The organism is Agrobacterium sp. 16-2014-1-2a (assembly GCF_053522705.1).
The window spans coordinates 374,711-390,448 of the sequence record NZ_JBNWBX010000002.1; the positions used below are offsets into that span (position 1 = coordinate 374,711).

The 15,738-nt window shown below is 58.7% G+C and carries 13 protein-coding genes; 6 read left to right on the forward strand and 7 right to left on the reverse strand.

Features of this window, described 5'->3' with window-relative positions:
* The first annotated feature begins 40 nt into the window (after positions 1-40).
* Both ACQZ45_RS10665 and ACQZ45_RS10670 read left to right on the forward strand, forming a co-directional pair.
* On the forward strand, positions 41-1,078 hold the full coding sequence (locus ACQZ45_RS10665; protein ID WP_113291199.1) for an NAD-dependent epimerase/dehydratase family protein: 1,038 nt from the start codon (positions 41-43) through the stop codon (positions 1,076-1,078).
* A complete protein-coding gene (locus ACQZ45_RS10670; protein WP_113291198.1) occupies positions 1,078-1,467 on the forward strand; it encodes a DUF6220 domain-containing protein in 390 nt (129 codons plus the stop codon). Before ACQZ45_RS10665 ends, ACQZ45_RS10670 begins: the two co-directional genes overlap by 1 nt.
* A gap of 56 nt (positions 1,468-1,523) precedes the next feature.
* Here the strand turns inward: ACQZ45_RS10670 and ACQZ45_RS10675 are convergent, their stop codons facing one another.
* From ACQZ45_RS10675 to trxB, 4 genes are all read right to left on the reverse strand, one after another.
* The gene (locus ACQZ45_RS10675) at positions 1,524-2,636 is read right to left on the reverse strand and encodes an alkene reductase (RefSeq protein WP_003513410.1); all 1,113 of its coding nucleotides are present in this window, start codon (positions 2,634-2,636) and stop codon (positions 1,524-1,526) included.
* A 127-nt stretch (positions 2,637-2,763) separates the two neighbouring features.
* Positions 2,764-3,054: an ArsR/SmtB family transcription factor gene (locus ACQZ45_RS10680; RefSeq protein ID WP_003513408.1), complete on the reverse strand. Its 291-nt coding sequence runs from the start codon at positions 3,052-3,054 to the stop codon at positions 2,764-2,766.
* A gap of 598 nt (positions 3,055-3,652) precedes the next feature.
* On the reverse strand, positions 3,653-4,549 hold the full coding sequence (locus tag ACQZ45_RS10685) for a LysR family transcriptional regulator VtlR (RefSeq protein WP_003513405.1): 897 nt from the start codon (positions 4,547-4,549) through the stop codon (positions 3,653-3,655).
* A gap of 24 nt (positions 4,550-4,573) precedes the next feature.
* A complete protein-coding gene (gene trxB / locus ACQZ45_RS10690; protein ID WP_003513403.1) occupies positions 4,574-5,548 on the reverse strand; it encodes a thioredoxin-disulfide reductase in 975 nt (324 codons plus the stop codon).
* A gap of 254 nt (positions 5,549-5,802) precedes the next feature.
* Here trxB and ACQZ45_RS10695 point away from each other — a divergent pair, with 254 nt between their 5' ends.
* Positions 5,803-6,270: an Lrp/AsnC family transcriptional regulator gene (locus tag ACQZ45_RS10695; protein ID WP_003513401.1), complete on the forward strand. Its 468-nt coding sequence runs from the start codon at positions 5,803-5,805 to the stop codon at positions 6,268-6,270.
* A gap of 31 nt (positions 6,271-6,301) precedes the next feature.
* Here the strand turns inward: ACQZ45_RS10695 and ACQZ45_RS10700 are convergent, their stop codons facing one another.
* Together ACQZ45_RS10700 and greA are read right to left on the reverse strand one after the other, a co-directional pair.
* On the reverse strand, positions 6,302-7,357 hold the full coding sequence (locus ACQZ45_RS10700; RefSeq protein ID WP_013636566.1) for a glycosyltransferase family 4 protein: 1,056 nt from the start codon (positions 7,355-7,357) through the stop codon (positions 6,302-6,304).
* Positions 7,358-7,448: 91 nt separating this feature from the next.
* Positions 7,449-7,925, reverse strand: coding sequence for a transcription elongation factor GreA (gene greA / locus ACQZ45_RS10705; protein WP_003513396.1), 477 nt, complete (start codon positions 7,923-7,925; stop codon positions 7,449-7,451).
* A gap of 221 nt (positions 7,926-8,146) precedes the next feature.
* Between greA and ACQZ45_RS10710 the strand changes: the two genes are divergently transcribed.
* From ACQZ45_RS10710 to ACQZ45_RS10720, 3 genes are all read left to right on the forward strand, one after another.
* Positions 8,147-9,379 (forward strand): putative DNA modification/repair radical SAM protein, encoded by a 1,233-nt coding sequence (locus ACQZ45_RS10710; protein ID WP_013636565.1) that lies wholly within the window; start codon positions 8,147-8,149, stop codon positions 9,377-9,379.
* The gene (locus tag ACQZ45_RS10715) at positions 9,379-10,824 is read left to right on the forward strand and encodes a UdgX family uracil-DNA binding protein (protein ID WP_013636564.1); all 1,446 of its coding nucleotides are present in this window, start codon (positions 9,379-9,381) and stop codon (positions 10,822-10,824) included. Before ACQZ45_RS10710 ends, ACQZ45_RS10715 begins: the two co-directional genes overlap by 1 nt.
* A gap of 152 nt (positions 10,825-10,976) precedes the next feature.
* Positions 10,977-12,116 (forward strand): GGDEF domain-containing protein, encoded by a 1,140-nt coding sequence (locus ACQZ45_RS10720; protein ID WP_041694551.1) that lies wholly within the window; start codon positions 10,977-10,979, stop codon positions 12,114-12,116.
* 83 nt (positions 12,117-12,199) lie between these two features.
* Here the strand turns inward: ACQZ45_RS10720 and carB are convergent, their stop codons facing one another.
* Complete coding sequence (gene carB / locus ACQZ45_RS10725) at positions 12,200-15,688, reverse strand: carbamoyl-phosphate synthase large subunit (RefSeq protein ID WP_113291224.1); 3,489 nt, start codon at positions 15,686-15,688, stop codon at positions 12,200-12,202.
* Between the last annotated feature and the right edge of the window lie 50 nt (positions 15,689-15,738).

A 15,738-nucleotide genomic window follows, 5' to 3' on the forward strand; every position in this document is an offset into this window, starting at 1 on the left:
GATGGCCCGATACTCCAGCCCAGAAGAAGGAGTAATGGCAATGATATATGAAATCCACGCAAATACAGCAGAGAATAACCGGCCTCTGGCGCTGATTGTTGGGGCGAATGGTGGCGTCGGCAGCCATGTCTCAAAGATGTTGTTGCAGCGCGGCTGGCGGGTGCGGGCGATGACTCGCCGATCGGCACCAGTTGATGCCGTCGATGGCGTCGAGCGCGTGATTGGCGATGCCATGAACCGGGAGGATGTGGTGAAGGCGGCAAAAGGCGCCGGGCTCATCGTCCATGCGGTCAATCCTCCGGGGTATCGCAACTGGGACAGCCAAGTGCTGCCGATGCTCGACAATACCATTGCCGCTGCCGAGGCCTGCGGGGCAAGGATCGTGTTTCCAGGCAGCATCTATAATTTTGGCCCGGATGCCTTTCCGCTTCTGACGGAGGACAGTCCGCAAAAGCCTTTCACCCGCAAGGGCGGCTTGCGCGTTGAAATGGAGCGGCGTTTGAAAATGGCGTCGATGCGCGGCGTGCCGGTCCTGATCGTCCGCACCGGTGATTTCTTTGGTCCTGAGGCGAAGAACAACTGGTTTTCGCAGATGCTGGTGCGACCGGGCAAGCCGGTTCGCAGTGTTCAGAATCCAGCAGTACCGAATGCCGGGCATCAATGGGCCTATCTGCCGGATGTTGCGGAGATAATCGGACGGCTGCTCGATCGCTCGGACGAGCTTCAGACGTTTGCCGTCTACCACATGGAGGGTGTCTGGGATTTCGACGGGCTGCAACTGGTTGGGGCAATCGAACGGGCCGTCGGCCATCCGGTCAAGATGCGGCGGCTTTCGTGGTTAGCCGTCGGGCTGGCTGCACCGTTCGTTCCCCTGTTCCGCGAAGTCATGGAAATGAAATATCTCTGGCAGATGCCGATCCGGATGAGCAACCGCAAGCTTGTCGAATTCCTCGGCGCGGAACCGCGAACGCCGATCAATGCGGCAGTATCGGAAACACTGGCGAGCCTTGGGTGTCTCGCCGAGGTGCAGCAACCGGCGGGCCTTCATCATGCGACCGATGCCGGGGGTAGGGTGTGATGGTTACAGTGGCTAATGGATTTTCCCGGCGGCGCCGTATGTTCGTCGTGATTTCGGCAGGCGTGCCGGTGTTGATTTTCGCGCAGGTGCTGCTGGCCGGGCTGTCGATCTATTATGACGGATCGCTGCTTGTGGTTCACAAAGGGCTTGGCATGCTGATCGCCGTTCCCATTGTATCTCTAGTCGTGCTCGCCCTTCGTCATGATGACCTCCGGCCAAACCTTGGGCGCGCGCTCGTGCTGCTCGCTCTCTACTGCCTTCAGGTGGCGTTGATGAGCATCGGTCGGGAAACGGGCAGTGGCTTTCTGCAGGCGCTGCATGTGGCCAACGCCTTCGTAATGGGCGCATTTTCAGACTTTGCTGCGCGGCAGGCGCGAGGCCTGTCCTGAAACGGCAAAACGCCGCACCGCTGTGGAGCGGTGCGGCGTTTCAAGTTTAGCACTGATCAGCCAAGAGCCGGGTAGTCGGTATAGCCTTCAGCCCCGCCACCATAGAAGGTCGGCTGGTTCGGCTCGTTCAGCGGCGCGTTGTCCTTGAGGCGGCGCACCAGATCCGGGTTGGCGATGAAGGCCTTGCCGAAGGCCACGGCATCAACCTTGCCGCTTTCCACCGCCTCGATGGCGCTCTCACGGTCGTAGCCATTGTTGGCGATCCACAGGCCCTTGCCGCCCGCATTGCGATAGGCGGCCTTGAAGGCTGCGTAATCGAAGGGCTTGTCGCCCTGCTTGAAGTCGCGCGGACCACCGGTCGCACCTTCAACAACATGGATGAAGGCGAGATTGCGTTTGCCGAGTTCTTCCGCAACGTAATTATAGAGTGGCTGCGGGTCGGCCTCGAAAATGTCGTTGGCGGGTGTGACGGGGGACAGCCGAATGCCGGTGCGGCCTGCGCCAATCTCTTCTGCAACCGCATCCACGACTTCCAGGAGGAAGCGGGCGCGGTTTTCGATCGAGCCGCCATATTCGTCGGTGCGCTGGTTGGTGCTGGATTTCAGGAACTGCTCGATCAGATAACCGTTGGCGGCATGGATTTCGACACCGTCGAAACCGGCCTCAAGTGCGGCGCGCGCGCCGGTCCGGTAATCTTCAAGGATAAGACCGATATCGTCGATGGTCAGTGCGCGTGGCTCGGAGGTTTCCGCAAACGCGCCGGTGCCGTCATCATTGATGATATAGGTCTTGGACTTGGCGATAATCGCGGAAGGGGCGACCGGCTGTCCGCCATGCGGCTGGAGCGAGGTGTGGGATATGCGTCCCACGTGCCAAATCTGCGCGACGATCTTGCCGCCGGCGACATGCACGCCATCCGTGATCTTTTTCCAACCCTCAACCGCTTCCTTCTTGTAGAGGCCCGGAACATCCGCGTAACCCTGGCCTTGCTGGGAAATCGGCGTGCCTTCGGTCACGATCAGCCCGGCTGTTGCGCGCTGTTCGTAATAGGTGGCGTTGAGATTATTGGGAATTGCCCCCGGCGAGCGGTTGCGGGTGAGGGGAGCCATGACGATACGGTTGGCGAGTGCGATATCGCCGGCCTGTGCCGGTTCGAAAAGACTTGTCATGCGACTTCACTTTCTGGTCGGTTGGCGAAATTGCGCGGCTGGCGCGCTTTCCTAATGTATGGGCATCGGAGAGAAAACCGCCTTGCAGTTTCCGGTCCGACGCCCCGGTCTTATAAGCTTGGGAGGCTCAAAGATTGGCTTGCAGATAATTGCGGAAGGCGTCGATGGTTTCCTCGTTGCGTTCGAAAAACACCCATTGCCCAACTTTCTTTGACCTAATCAGGCCAGCTGCCTGCAAAACCGCCAGATGTGAGGAGACCGTCGATTGCGACAGGCCGCTGATCTGGAACTGATTGGCGCATACGCCCATGCTGAGCGGATGGTCCTGACAGAAGTGACTTTCAGGGCTCTTCAGCCACTCGAGGAACTTCAGCCTTGCGGGGTGTGAAAGGGCTTTGAGGATTTCCTCCGGGTTCATCTGCGTTTCTCTAATATCTGACATGTCCGATATTTATATCGATAGTTTCCGATATACAATTCACGTCTCTGTGAGGTAGTCACCCGGGGCGAGAACAGCGCGCAAAAAAATGGCCGCCGGATTTCTCCGCGGCCAATGAGTTTGAAGGTTAAAACCTCCAGAGGGGAACAGCTGTCGCGTGCATAGGCAGGCGTGACAGCTGATTGAAATATGGGAGTGGCAAGAATGCAAAACAAGGTTGCATCATGCGATATTTCGCCAAATTGGAGAAAATTCTTGCGGGTAAAAAAAGAGGGCCGCCGGATAAATCCAGGGCCCTTTAAGTGTGAAGGTCAAAAACCTCCAGAGGGGAACAGCTGATGCGGTGGAACTGGGAGGAAAAGCCACCGTGTGCATCAACTGAGAGCGATATGGTGCTTTTTTGTGCACGAAACAACTCTTTTTTGTGCAGGTCAGGCATGCGTGCGATGCAGGTCTGGATATTTCCGGTATAATTTATGTGCAAAGCTGAAGCGCGGCGCGTCTGGCGCGCCGCCATCTTGGGAAGGCCAACTCCATGAATTAGTATGATATTTTGTGGCGCTGGCCTATTTAAACGTCAGAAGTTCCAGTTCCGTGCCTTGGCAACGACGAAGTCGCGGAAGGCTTTCAGTTTTGCAGCGTTTTTCATCTCGTCCGGGTAACAGAAGTAGGTGTCGAACGAGGGAATATCGGCGGCAAGCGACAACTGAATCAATCCCGGATCGCGCCCGACGATGTAATCCGGCAAACAGGCGATACCTATTCCCAGCAGGCAGGCGCGCTTGATCGAGGTCTGGCTGTTGATCTGAAGATGTGGAATGCGGGTATTGTCCGACGAGCGTCCCGCATTTTCCAGCCAGTTGACATCAAGCAGATAGTTGGGTGCCGGTTCGCCGAAGGAGATGATGCGGTGGTTGTCCAGATCCTCGATCGACTGCGGCTCGCCGTGGCGGTTGATGTAGGACGGCGCCGCATAGACGTGCATGTGCACCGTGAACAGCTTGCGCTGGATAAGGTCGGACTGTTGCGGCTGGCGCAGGCGGATGGCGCAATCGGCGTGGCGCATGTTCACATCCAGCTCCTCATTGTCGAGGATGAGCTGGATCGACATTTCCGGATATAGCTGCAGGAATTCCTGCACCTTGTCCGTGAGCCAGCCCTGGCCGAGACCAACCGTCGTCGTCACGCGCAGCTTGCCGCTCGGCTTCTCCGTCGTTTCGGTCAGTTGCATCTTTACGGTTTCGAGCTTTAGCAACACGTCATGGGCGGTGCGATACAGCAGTTCGCCCTGCTCGGTGAGGATAAGACCTCTGGCGTGGCGGTGAAACAGCTTCACGCCAACATCCTGTTCCAGCGCGCTGACCTGGCGGCTGATGGCCGACTGGGACAAATGCAGCTTGTCGGCAGCGTGGGTAAAAGACCCCGCTTCGGCTGCGGCATGAAAAATGCGCAGTTTATCCCAGTCCAATGGCATTGCCATGCCTATCCTGCCTTTCGGTTATTCGGCTGCTACCGCAAGCGGCTGCTGCGCGGTGAGGTACCGTTCTGCTTCAAGGGCGGCCATACAGCCCATACCGGCGGCGGTGATGGCCTGACGGTATATGTCGTCGGTAACGTCGCCGGCGGCGAAAATACCTTCCACGTCGGTAGCGGTGGAATCGGGCGCGGTCCACATGTAGCCATTGTCCTTGAGCTTCACCTTGCCCTTGAACAGTTCGACGGCCGGCGCGTGGCCGATGGCGACGAAGACGCCGTCGATGGGCGTATCGCTGATCACACCGGTCTTGGTGTCACGCAGTCGCACACCCGAAACAGAGGGTGGCATTGGCGGCTTGGCCGGTGCGCCGGTGATTTCGGCGATTTCCGTGTTCCACAGTATCTTGACGTTTTCCTTGGCGAAGAGCCGTTCCTGAAGGATTTTCTCCGAGCGGAAACTGTCGCGGCGGTGCACGACGGTTACGGACTTGGCGATATGGGCGAGATAGAGCGCTTCCTCCACGGCAGAGTTGCCGCCGCCGACCACGATCACATCCTTGTTGCGATAGAAGAAACCGTCGCAGGTGGCGCAGGCGGAAACGCCAAAGCCCTGAAAGTGCTGCTCACTCTCGATACCGAGCCACTTGGCCTTTGCGCCTGTTGCGATGATCAGCGTGTCGGCGGTCCAGACCTGACCGGAATCGGTCTTGACCACGAAGGGGCGCGTGTTGGTTTCGACTTCGGTCACGAGGTCGCTGACGATTTCCGCACCCACATGCGTCGCCTGCTTCAGCATCTGGTCCATCAGCCAGGGGCCCTGGATCGGATCGGCAAAGCCCGGATAGTTTTCGACATCGGTGGTGATCATCAGCTGGCCACCCTGTTCCATGCCGGCAATCAGCACGGGTTTCAGCATTGCGCGGGCCGCGTAGATCGCCGCGGTATAACCGGCGGGACCAGAGCCAATGATCAATACCTTGGTATGGCGGGCAGACATGGAAACAATCCTTTTTAAAGTAGCGGGGCCTTTCGGCAGCAGAACATTCCAGCCGCAGCGTGGTGGACAGGCCGCAACCCCTTCGTTGCCCGGTATTTAAGGTTGTCTAGTGCCTTTATTCAAGGGCAGCCTTGCGTTACCAACAAGGCAGTTGTGGATGCGCGCGCAATTTTGTGACCGGCCGGCGGCATATTGTTGCGAATCCTGCGCCTGGTAGTACAAGGAAGTTCTCCGGCTTAACGAGGAACCTCTCCGTGACCAGCGTCGAACTCGATGCCATCGATCTGAAAATCCTGCGCGAATTGCAGCGCGACGGGCGCATGACCAACGTGGAGCTGGCCGAACGGGTCGGTATTTCCGCGCCGCCGTGCCTCAGGCGCGTCCGCAAGCTGGAAGAAGCCGACGTGATCGAGGGTTATCACGCCATGTTGAACGCGCCGAAGCTCGGTTTCGATCTCGTTGCCTTCTGCATGGTCGGCCTCAAGCGCCAGTCGGACAGCAATCTGAAAGCCTTTGCAGCGGCGACGGCCGGATGGTCGCTGGTGCGCCAGGCCTGGATGGTATCTGGCGAAAGCGATTTCCTTCTGCATTGCATCGCCAGAAACCTGACCGAGTTTCAGGATTTCGTCATCGAGGTTCTGACAGCGGACGAAAACGTCGACACCGTGCGCACCATGCTCACCATCCGTCAGGTCAAGCGCGTCGGTCTGGTGGAAATCTGATCGGCGGACCTTTGAGTGATTGCGCCGGCGCTTACCCGCGCCGCAACGCGTCATAGATCGTGCCGAGGCTTGTCGCCTCTTTTTCCAGCGGAAATGCAGTGCGCACATGCGAAAGTCCGGCACGGGCATGGTCCCTGGCGAGAGCAGGATCGGCAAGGTAGGTTTTAATGGCATCCCGCAGGGACGCGTAGTCGCCGGCCTCAACGACCATGCCGGTCTCGCCCTTGACGATCATTTCCTCATAGGCGCCGGCATTGCTGGCAACGACAGCCGTCTCGGACGCCATGGCTTCCAGTGGTGTCAGGCCAAAGCCCTCGTTGCGTGACGGTGCGACATAGAGGGTTAGCCGCCGATACCAGGGCTTGATGTCGTCCACCTCGCCCTGAAACGCGATGCGGTCCGCAAGGCCGGCTGCTGCGACATCGGCCACGAGCTTGTCGGCGAAGGCCTTGTGCTCTGCGGTCACGCGGCCGGAGATGACGGCCGTCCATTCGGGATAGTCGGGCAGAAGTTCGATCATGGCGCGCACGAAAAGGTCTGTTCCCTTCTGGTGGCGCACCCGTCCGAAACATCCGATGAGAAATTGCCCAGGCAGGCCGGTCGAAGCGATCGTATCCTCCGGGCCGGTTGCGGGATGAAACAGCTCGGTATCGACGCCATGCATGACGACGCTGTGTGGTACTTCCAGAAACGAGCCTGAGCGGCCGCTTGTCGCGACGACCGCATCCATTTTTGAAATCAGAAAGCGGGTATAGGCGGAATGTCGCCTTTGCGCCGCCGAGGTGAACATCAGCTTCACCTTCATGCGCAGCACGTCACGAATGAGAATGCCCGGCAACATTTCGAGATTGCGGCGGGCGTGCCAGATGCGCGGACCGCTGAGCGGGCCGTTTTGCCAGAGCCGCCACAGATCACGGAAGCGCACATGTGGCAGATGCTGCGGCAGGCCGGGGCCGATGACGGCCACTTTCTGACCCAGCCGGTTTTGTACCGGAATAAGCTGAACGATGGTGGAGGTAACGCCGGAGAGCCTGCGCTTGAAGTTCGGCGCAAGCACCTGCACATCTTTCAGACTGGCGTGGGGCAAGATGGGCTTCCGTCTTTGCGGCTAAGGCAGGATGTTCAGTTCAGGATATCAATGCAATGCGCCCGAGGGGCGCATTGCAGGAAAGGGCAGATCAGCCCCACTGTACGGCGAGAATCTCGTAACCCTTGGCGCCGCCCGGTGCGTTGACTTCGATGCTGTCACCGACTTCCTTGCCGATGAGGGCGCGGGCGATGGGCGAGGAAATGGAAATGCGTCCAGCCTTCACATCCGCTTCCTGGTCGCCAACGATCTGATAGATTCTCTCCTCGTCGCTATCCTCGTCGATCAGCTTGACGGTGGCGCCGAACTTGATCTTGGAACCGGACATCTTGGAAAGGTCGATGACTTCCGCGCGTGCGGTCAAGTCTTCGAGTTCAGTGATGCGGCCTTCGTTATGGCTCTGGGCTTCCTTGGCAGCGTGGTATTCGGCATTTTCCGAAAGGTCGCCATGGGCGCGCGCCTCCGCAATTGCCTCGATGATACGGGGACGCTCCTCCTGCTGGCGAAAGCGCAGCTCCTCCTGCAGCTTGATGAATCCACCGTGCGTCATCGGTACTTTTTCTACCATTTTTTTATCCTTCGCAGTCCTGTCGCTTTACTTGCAGACACAAAAAGAAACAGGTTCCGGAGGGGAACTCCGGAACCATGCCAAAATCATAACTAAGCCGACTATATCAGAAGACGACAACGAAATGCCAGCAAATTTGAGACGGGCATTTTCTTGCATTCGTTCAGGGCTTTAACAGATGAGATTGACATTTTTCAATAGAACATATAGTGAACATAACCATGAAGAAGTCAATCAGGCAACGGCTAGCCATTCTTTCCGATGCGGCCAAATACGATGCGTCCTGTGCCTCCAGCGGCACGACGAAACGCAGCTCTGCTGCATCCGGCGGACTTGGCTCCACGGAGGGGTCGGGCATATGCCATGCCTATGCGCCGGACGGGCGCTGCATTTCGCTCCTGAAGATTTTGCTCACCAATTTCTGTATCTATGATTGCGCCTATTGCATCAATCGTTCTTCGAGCAATGTCGAGCGGGCGCGGTTTACTGCCGAGGAGGTGGTGTGGCTGACGCTGGAGTTCTATCGGCGCAACTATATCGAGGGGCTGTTTCTCTCTTCCGGCATTATCCGCTCTTCCGATCATACGATGGAAGAGATGGTGCGGGTGGCGCGGGAACTGCGCGTCACGCATGGCTTTCGCGGCTACATCCATCTGAAATCCATTCCCGAAGCATCGCCAAAGCTTATTGAGGAAGCGGGGCTTTACGCCGACCGGCTGTCGATCAACATCGAATTGCCGACTGATAGCGGCGTCAGCCGTTTTGCACCGGAAAAGCAGCCCGCCAATATTCGCCGCTCGATGGCTGATATCCGCCTGAAGATCGAGGAGGCGGGGGAGCCGACTGTCAGGACGCGAAAGACCAAACGTTTTGCGCCTGCCGGACAGAGCACGCAGATGATCGTTGGGGCGGATGGGGCTGATGACAGCACCATTCTGTCCACGAGCGCCCGGCTTTATGGCAGCTATGGTTTGCGGCGCGTCTATTATTCGGCTTTCAGCCCCATTCCGGATTCGTCGAAGAACCTGCCGCTCATCAAGCCGCCTTTGATGCGGGAACACAGGCTTTATCAGGCCGACTGGCTTTATCGTTTTTATGGGTTCGACATTGGTGAAATAACCGCGATCGGCGGTAACGGAATGCTCGATCTCGATATAGATCCAAAGCTTGCCTGGGCGCTGAAAAATCGCGACCGTTTTCCAGTGGACGTGAACGTGGCGGATCGCGAAATATTGCTGCGCGTGCCCGGCTTCGGTACCAAGACGGTCGCCTCGATCCTGTCTTCACGCCGGTTTCGACGGTTGCGGCTGGAGGATATTGCCCGCTTCGGCGTTTCCCTGAAAAAGGTGAAGGCCTTCATCGTTGCCGAGGGCTGGACGCCGGGCAAGCTGACTGAACGGCCCGATTTGCGAGCGATGTTTGCTCCGCAGCCCGAACAATTATCGCTGCTGTGATGTACGGCCCGGTTCTGGAAGGACGGGGCGATTTCGGCGAGTGGCGTGATGCGGCGCGCGCGGCTCTCGCCGCCAATGTGCCGCCGGAGGCGATTGACTGGCGGTTGCGGGATGAGAAAGCCGGGCTTCTCGATTTTGCCGGGGAGCCGTTGCCGGCGGCCCGTGCGGATGACGTGCAGGTGTCCGTTCCAGCCTCCTTCGTGACGTTGGCGCAAGCGATTATCTGTCATAGCGATCCGGGTCGTTTCGCACTGCTTTACCGGTTGCTGTGGCGGCTGAAGCGGGATCGCGCCCTGTTGCAGTTCAAGTCCGATGCGGATGTTTCCGAAGCCCGGCAGCTTGAAAAATCGGTCCGCCGCGATTGTCACAAGATGACGGCCTTTGTTCGCTTCAAGGAATTATCCTTGCCGCAGGGGCAGGGCGGGCGGCGGCGCTTCGTCGCATGGTTCGAGCCGGATCACTTCATCGTCGAGCGCACGGCCCCGTTTTTCCAGCGGCGGTTCACGGATATGGACTGGCTGATCGCGACACCGAACGGCTCCGCGCGGTGGGACGGAAACGTGCTGGAGACATCGCGGCAGGCCGCGTCCAAGCCTGAGCTGAAGGATGAAACGGACGAGCTGTGGCGAACCTATTATGCCAACATATTCAATCCGGCGCGTCTGAAGATAAAAGCGATGACGGCAGAGATGCCAAAGAAATACTGGAAAAATTTGCCGGAAGCCGAGCTTATTCCAGGTCTCGTTCTCGGTGCCGAGGCGCGGGTGCTGGAGATGGCGGCAAAGGCTGCGAGCCAGCCGCAACCATTCCATCACCGCCTGCAGGCCGCGGCCTCGGCGCGTGAAGAGCCGCCACCGGCGCCGGACGGTACGCTCGCTTCATTGGCGCAGGAGGCTGGCCAATGCACGCGCTGCGCCCTGCATTGCAAGGCAACGCAGACAGTGTTCGGCATGGGACCTGAAGATGCGAAAGTGATGATCGTCGGGGAACAGCCGGGAGATCACGAGGATCTTGCCGGAAAACCTTTCGTCGGTCCCGCTGGTCAGCTGTTCGACCGGACATTGGTTGAAGCCGGTATTGACCGCAAAAAGCTTTATGTCACCAACGCCGTCAAACACTTCAAATACGAGGCCCGCGGCAAGCGGCGCATCCACCAGCGACCGGATGCGGGCGAGGTGCAGCAATGCCGCTGGTGGCTTAACAAGGAAATCGAGCTGGTACGGCCGAAGCTTATCGTTGCCATGGGTGCAACGGCGCTTTATGCGCTGACAGGCGGAAAGGAAAAGGTCTCCGAGGTTCGGGGTCGCCCGATACCGATGCAAGAGGAGCGGACGCTTTTTGTCACGGTGCACCCTTCCTATCTTCTTCGCCTTCCCGACTCGCAGCAGAAGGAGGCGGAAATGCAGAATTTCAGGAATGAAATTGATTTTATAAGATTATTCTAATAGACTGTTTTGTGTGTTGCTATGCTATATTGGATGATCATCGCTGTCTTCATCGACATGATTAAATTTTTGTTTATTGGTTATTTTTATTGAAATTTTATACTTGATACTATAATTCAGATATTTATATTTATTCATTGCGTGGATGTATGATGCTCGGCGAGCTAGATCTTGCAACAGTGATACTGATGCAAAAGTGTTCTTACATTGTTGGAATGCTGAGTTTTATATATCTGAAGCTCACAAATCGTGGTTTGCACGGCCCGACAGCTCTTGCAGCAGGCTTCGCAGCCATGGCTGCCGGCTCCACGCTCGCTGGGTACGGCGAATGGGGAATAATGTCTCCGGCCTTGTGGCAATTCGGCAGCATCGTCTTCGGTATCGTGGGTTATGCGCTGATCTGGCTTGGCCTGAAAATCGTGAGCGATGGACGTGCTGCCAGCAGGGGGACAGTATCAGCTGTCTGTTTGATTGCCTTGCTGGCAATTGTCCTTGCACAGCAGGTGGCTGACAATAACGCTTATCGTGCGGCCCTGTTCAACGGCTGTGCGGCTGTGGCCTATCTTGCTGGAGCTGGCGGGCTTTTTGCGCGGTGGCGCAAGGAGCCACTCCTGTCCCGCTTCGCGTTGGGCGCGATTGCGGGTATTTCCGGCCTGATTTCGTTGTCGGTGGCAAAGAGCGTGCTTTTGCCCCAATACGCCGCCATCGATCTGGTCAATGCGTTTTTCTTGATCATCATGTTGAACTTCGCCATTGCGCTGTTCGTGATGATGCTGGTAGCCGAGCGGTCAGAGCGGAAATTGCTGGTTCTCGCCAACACCGATCCTTTGACGGGCGTCAAGAACCGTCGTTTTTTCTTCCAGGCCATGCCGGGGGTGCCGGGTCCCAACGATGCGGCGATGCTGCTCGATATCGACCACTTCAAATCAATCAACGACCGCTTCGGCCACGCCGTCGGCGACAGCGTTCTTCAGGAAGTGGCGAAGCGTATCGGCGGCAGCATTCGCGGTGGTGACGTTCTGGCGCGTTACGGTGGCGAGGAGTTCATCATCTTCCTGCCGGGTGCCGGTGTTCAAAAGGCTTGCATGATCGGAGAACGCATTCGCGATGCGATTGCGATAACCGAAGTCGATTGCGGCGGTTTGCGTGTCGGCGTGACGATCAGCATCGGCGTCGCAACCAGCGGAGATATGCGCTGCGATCTTCAGACCCTGGCGGAAATGGCGGACCGCGCCCTTTACCGAGCCAAGACGGATGGGCGCAATTGCGTGCGCGAAGCCCTGGCGGCGTGAGACTTTTGAGCTTTTTGTGAGACAATGCAAAACGCCGCAGGCACGACCCGCGGCGTTTCCATGATCTTCGTTGGCGGCTGATTTTACAGGAAGTAGCTCTGCAAGGGCTTCACTTCCAGATTGCCGGCCTTAAGCGCCTTGATGGCAAGGGCTGCTGCTTCGGCACCGGCCATCGTCGTGTAGTAGGGCACCTTCTGCATCAGCGTTGCGCGGCGCAGCGACTTCGAGTCGGAAATCGCCTTGTTGCTGTCGGTGGTGTTGATGACCAGCTGGACCTGACGGTTGCGGATGGCGTCTTCGATATGCGGACGACCTTCCTGCACCTTGTTGATCTTCTCGGCGTTGATGCCCTGTTCAGCAAGGAAACGCTGGGTGCCGCCGGTTGCCAGTACCCTGAAGCCGCTCTCGACCAGAATACGGATTGCGGGCAACACGCGGTCCTTGTCGTCGTCGCGCACCGAGACGAAGACGGTGCCGGAGCGCGGCAGGTCGACGCCGGCACCGAGCTGGCTCTTGGCGAAGGCGAGTGCGAAATCGGTGTCGAGGCCGATGACTTCGCCGGTAGAGCGCATTTCCGGTCCGAGCAGAATGTCAACGCCGGGGAAGCGGGCGAACGGGAAAACGGCTTCCTTGACGGCGATGTGCTTCAGGTTGCGCGGATCGGGTTTCTTGCCGTAAGCGGCAATCGCCGCATCAAGCTTTTCGCCGGCCATGACGCGGGCAGCGATCTTGGCGATCGGCGCACCGATGGTTTTTGCAACGAAGGGTACCGTGCGCGAGGCGCGCGGGTTGACTTCGAGAACGTAGATCGTGCCGTCCTTGATCGCGTACTGAACGTTCATCAGGCCACCGACGTTGAGCGCCTTTGCAAGCGCCGTCGTCTGGCGTTCCAGCTCGTCGAGGGTTTCCTTGCTCAGCGAACGGGAAGGCAGCGAGCAGGCCGAGTCGCCCGAGTGGATACCGGCTTCTTCGATGTGCTCCATGATGCCCGACACGAAGACGTTTTCGCCGTCGCACAGTGCATCGACGTCGACTTCGACGGCGTTGGTCAGGTAGCTGTCGAACAGAAGCGGGTTCTTGCCGAGCAGGGTGTTGATCTGGCCGGTCTTGTCGTTCGGGTAACGCTGCTTGATGTCCTCGGGCACGAGGCCCGGAACCGTGTCGAGCAGATAGGTCTGGAGCTGGCCTTCCGAATGGATGATCTGCATGGCGCGGCCACCCAGAACATAGGAAGGACGCACGACCAGCGGGAAGCCGATTTCCGAAGCGACGAGGCGCGCCTGTTCAACCGAATAGGCGATGCCGTTGTTCGGCTGGGCGAGGTCGAGCTTCATCAGCAGCTTCTGGAAGCGGTCGCGGTCTTCGGCAAGGTCGATCATGTCAGGCGCGGTGCCGAGGATCGGGATACCGTTCTTTTCCAGCGCTTCGGCCAGCTTCAGCGGCGTCTGGCCACCGAACTGCACGATGACGCCGACCAACTCGCCCTTTTCCTGTTCGGCGCGCATGATCTCGATCACGTCTTCGGCCGTCAGCGGTTCGAAATAGAGGCGGTCGGAAGTGTCGTAGTCGGTCGAAACCGTTTCCGGGTTGCAGTTGATCATGATCGCTTCGAAGCCTGCATCCTTAAGCGCGAAGGCAGCATGGCAGCAGCAATAGTCGAACTCGATGCCCTGGCCGATACGGTTCGGACCGCCGCCGAGGATGACGACCTTCTTGCGGTCGGAAACCTGCGCTTCAGAGCGGGCGGCGCCGACGAAGGGGATTTCATAGGTCGAATACATGTAGGCGGTGGGTGAGGCGAATTCTGCCGCGCAGGTATCGATGCGCTTGAAGACCGGGCGAACATTGAGGCTGTTGCGCAGCTCGGCCACTTCCTTTGGGCGCTTGCCCGTCAGAATTGCCAGGCGGGCGTCGGAAAAGCCCATGGCTTTGAGCATGCGCAGGTTCTCTGCGTCCTGCGGCAGGCCTTGCTCACGGACACGGGCTTCCATGTCCACAATTGCCTTGAACTGGGCGATGAACCAGGGGTCGATCTTCGAGTTTTCGTGGACTTCTTCTTCCGTCATTCCCATGCGCAGCGCCTGGGCGACCATGCGCAGGCGATCCGGCGTCGGTGTGCCAATGGCGGCGCGGATGGCGTTCTTGGAGCCTTCGCCCTCTTCAAAGCCGGGGATTTCGATTTCATCGAGACCGGTGAGGCCGGTTTCCATGCCGCGCAGCGCCTTCTGAAGCGATTCTGCGAAGGTGCGGCCGATGGCCATGACTTCACCGACGGACTTCATGGCCGTGGTGAGGATCGGCGAGGCGCCCGGGAACTTCTCAAAGGCGAAACGCGGGATCTTGGTGACGACGTAGTCGATCGACGGTTCGAACGAGGCAGGCGTCGCGCCGCCGGTGATATCGTTTTCCAGCTCGTCGAGCGTATAGCCGATGGCGAGCTTGGCGGCGATCTTGGCGATCGGGAAGCCGGTCGCCTTGGAGGCGAGAGCAGACGAGCGCGAAACGCGCGGGTTCATTTCGATGACGACGAGGCGGCCGTCTTTCGGGTTGACGGCGAACTGCACGTTCGAGCCGCCGGTTTCCACGCCGATCTCACGCAGCACCGCAATCGAGGCGTTGCGCATGATCTGGTATTCCTTGTCGGTCAGCGTCAGCGCTGGCGCAACGGTGATGGAGTCGCCGGTGTGGACGCCCATCGGATCGATGTTTTCGATGGAGCAGATGATGATGCAATTGTCCGCGGTGTCGCGGACCACTTCCATCTCATATTCCTTCCAGCCGAGAACCGATTCTTCGACCAGCACCTCGGTGGTCGGCGAAGCGTCGAGGCCGCCCGAGACGATGTCGAAGAATTCGGAGCGGTTATAGGCAATGCCGCCGCCGGTGCCGCCGAGCGTGAAGGAGGGGCGGATGATGGCTGGCAGGCCGACATGGTCGATCGCCTGGGCGGCGATTGCGATCGCATGCGCCATGTAACGCTGCTTGCGGTCGGTCTCGCCAAGGTTCCACTGGTTTTCCAGATTGTCCAGCGCCTTGTCCAGTTCCGCACCGGAAAGCTTCGCTTTGAGTTCGGCGCGGGCAGCTTCGTGCTTCTTGCGGTCGGCGTCCTTGATTTCAGTGGCGTTGGCCAGCATGGACTTCGGCGTCTCAAGGCCGATGCGAGCCATGGCCTCGCGGAAGAGGGCGCGGTCTTCGGCCATGTCGATGGCTTCGGGCTTGGCGCCGATCATTTCCACATTGTAGCGGTCGAGAACGCCCATGCGCTTCAGGGACAGCGCGGTGTTGAGCGCGGTCTGGCCGCCCATGGTGGGAAGCAGCGCGTCCGGGCGTTCCTTGGCGATGATCTTGGCAACGACTTCCGGGGTGATCGGCTCGACATAGGTTGCGTCGGCAAGGCCCGGATCGGTCATGATGGTGGCCGGGTTGGAGTTGACCAGAATGACCCGGTAACCCTCTTCCTTCAGCGCCTTGCAGGCCTGGGTGCCGGAATAGTCGAATTCACATGCTTGGCCGATGACGATCGGTCCTGCGCCAATGATGAGGATGGACTTGATATCTTGGCGCTTCGGCATGGCTCTCTCGTTCCGCGTTTTGGTTGCGCAAAACACCAGCCAGGGTGAAA

Coding starts and splice junctions, on each gene's coding strand:
- ACQZ45_RS10715 (WP_013636564.1), top strand. CDS start 9,379: ATGTACGGCCCGGTTCTGGAAGGACGGGGCGATTTCGGCGAGTGGCGT.
- ACQZ45_RS10670 (WP_113291198.1), top strand. CDS start 1,078: ATGGTTACAGTGGCTAATGGATTTTCCCGGCGGCGCCGTATGTTCGTC.
- carB (WP_113291224.1), bottom strand. CDS start 15,688: ATGCCGAAGCGCCAAGATATCAAGTCCATCCTCATCATTGGCGCAGGA.
- ACQZ45_RS10680 (WP_003513408.1), bottom strand. CDS start 3,054: ATGAACCCGGAGGAAATCCTCAAAGCCCTTTCACACCCCGCAAGGCTG.
- ACQZ45_RS10675 (WP_003513410.1), bottom strand. CDS start 2,636: ATGACAAGTCTTTTCGAACCGGCACAGGCCGGCGATATCGCACTCGCC.
- ACQZ45_RS10665 (WP_113291199.1), top strand. CDS start 41: ATGATATATGAAATCCACGCAAATACAGCAGAGAATAACCGGCCTCTG.
- ACQZ45_RS10710 (WP_013636565.1), top strand. CDS start 8,147: ATGAAGAAGTCAATCAGGCAACGGCTAGCCATTCTTTCCGATGCGGCC.
- ACQZ45_RS10720 (WP_041694551.1), top strand. CDS start 10,977: ATGCTCGGCGAGCTAGATCTTGCAACAGTGATACTGATGCAAAAGTGT.
- ACQZ45_RS10685 (WP_003513405.1), bottom strand. CDS start 4,549: ATGCCATTGGACTGGGATAAACTGCGCATTTTTCATGCCGCAGCCGAA.
- trxB (WP_003513403.1), bottom strand. CDS start 5,548: ATGTCTGCCCGCCATACCAAGGTATTGATCATTGGCTCTGGTCCCGCC.
- greA (WP_003513396.1), bottom strand. CDS start 7,925: ATGGTAGAAAAAGTACCGATGACGCACGGTGGATTCATCAAGCTGCAG.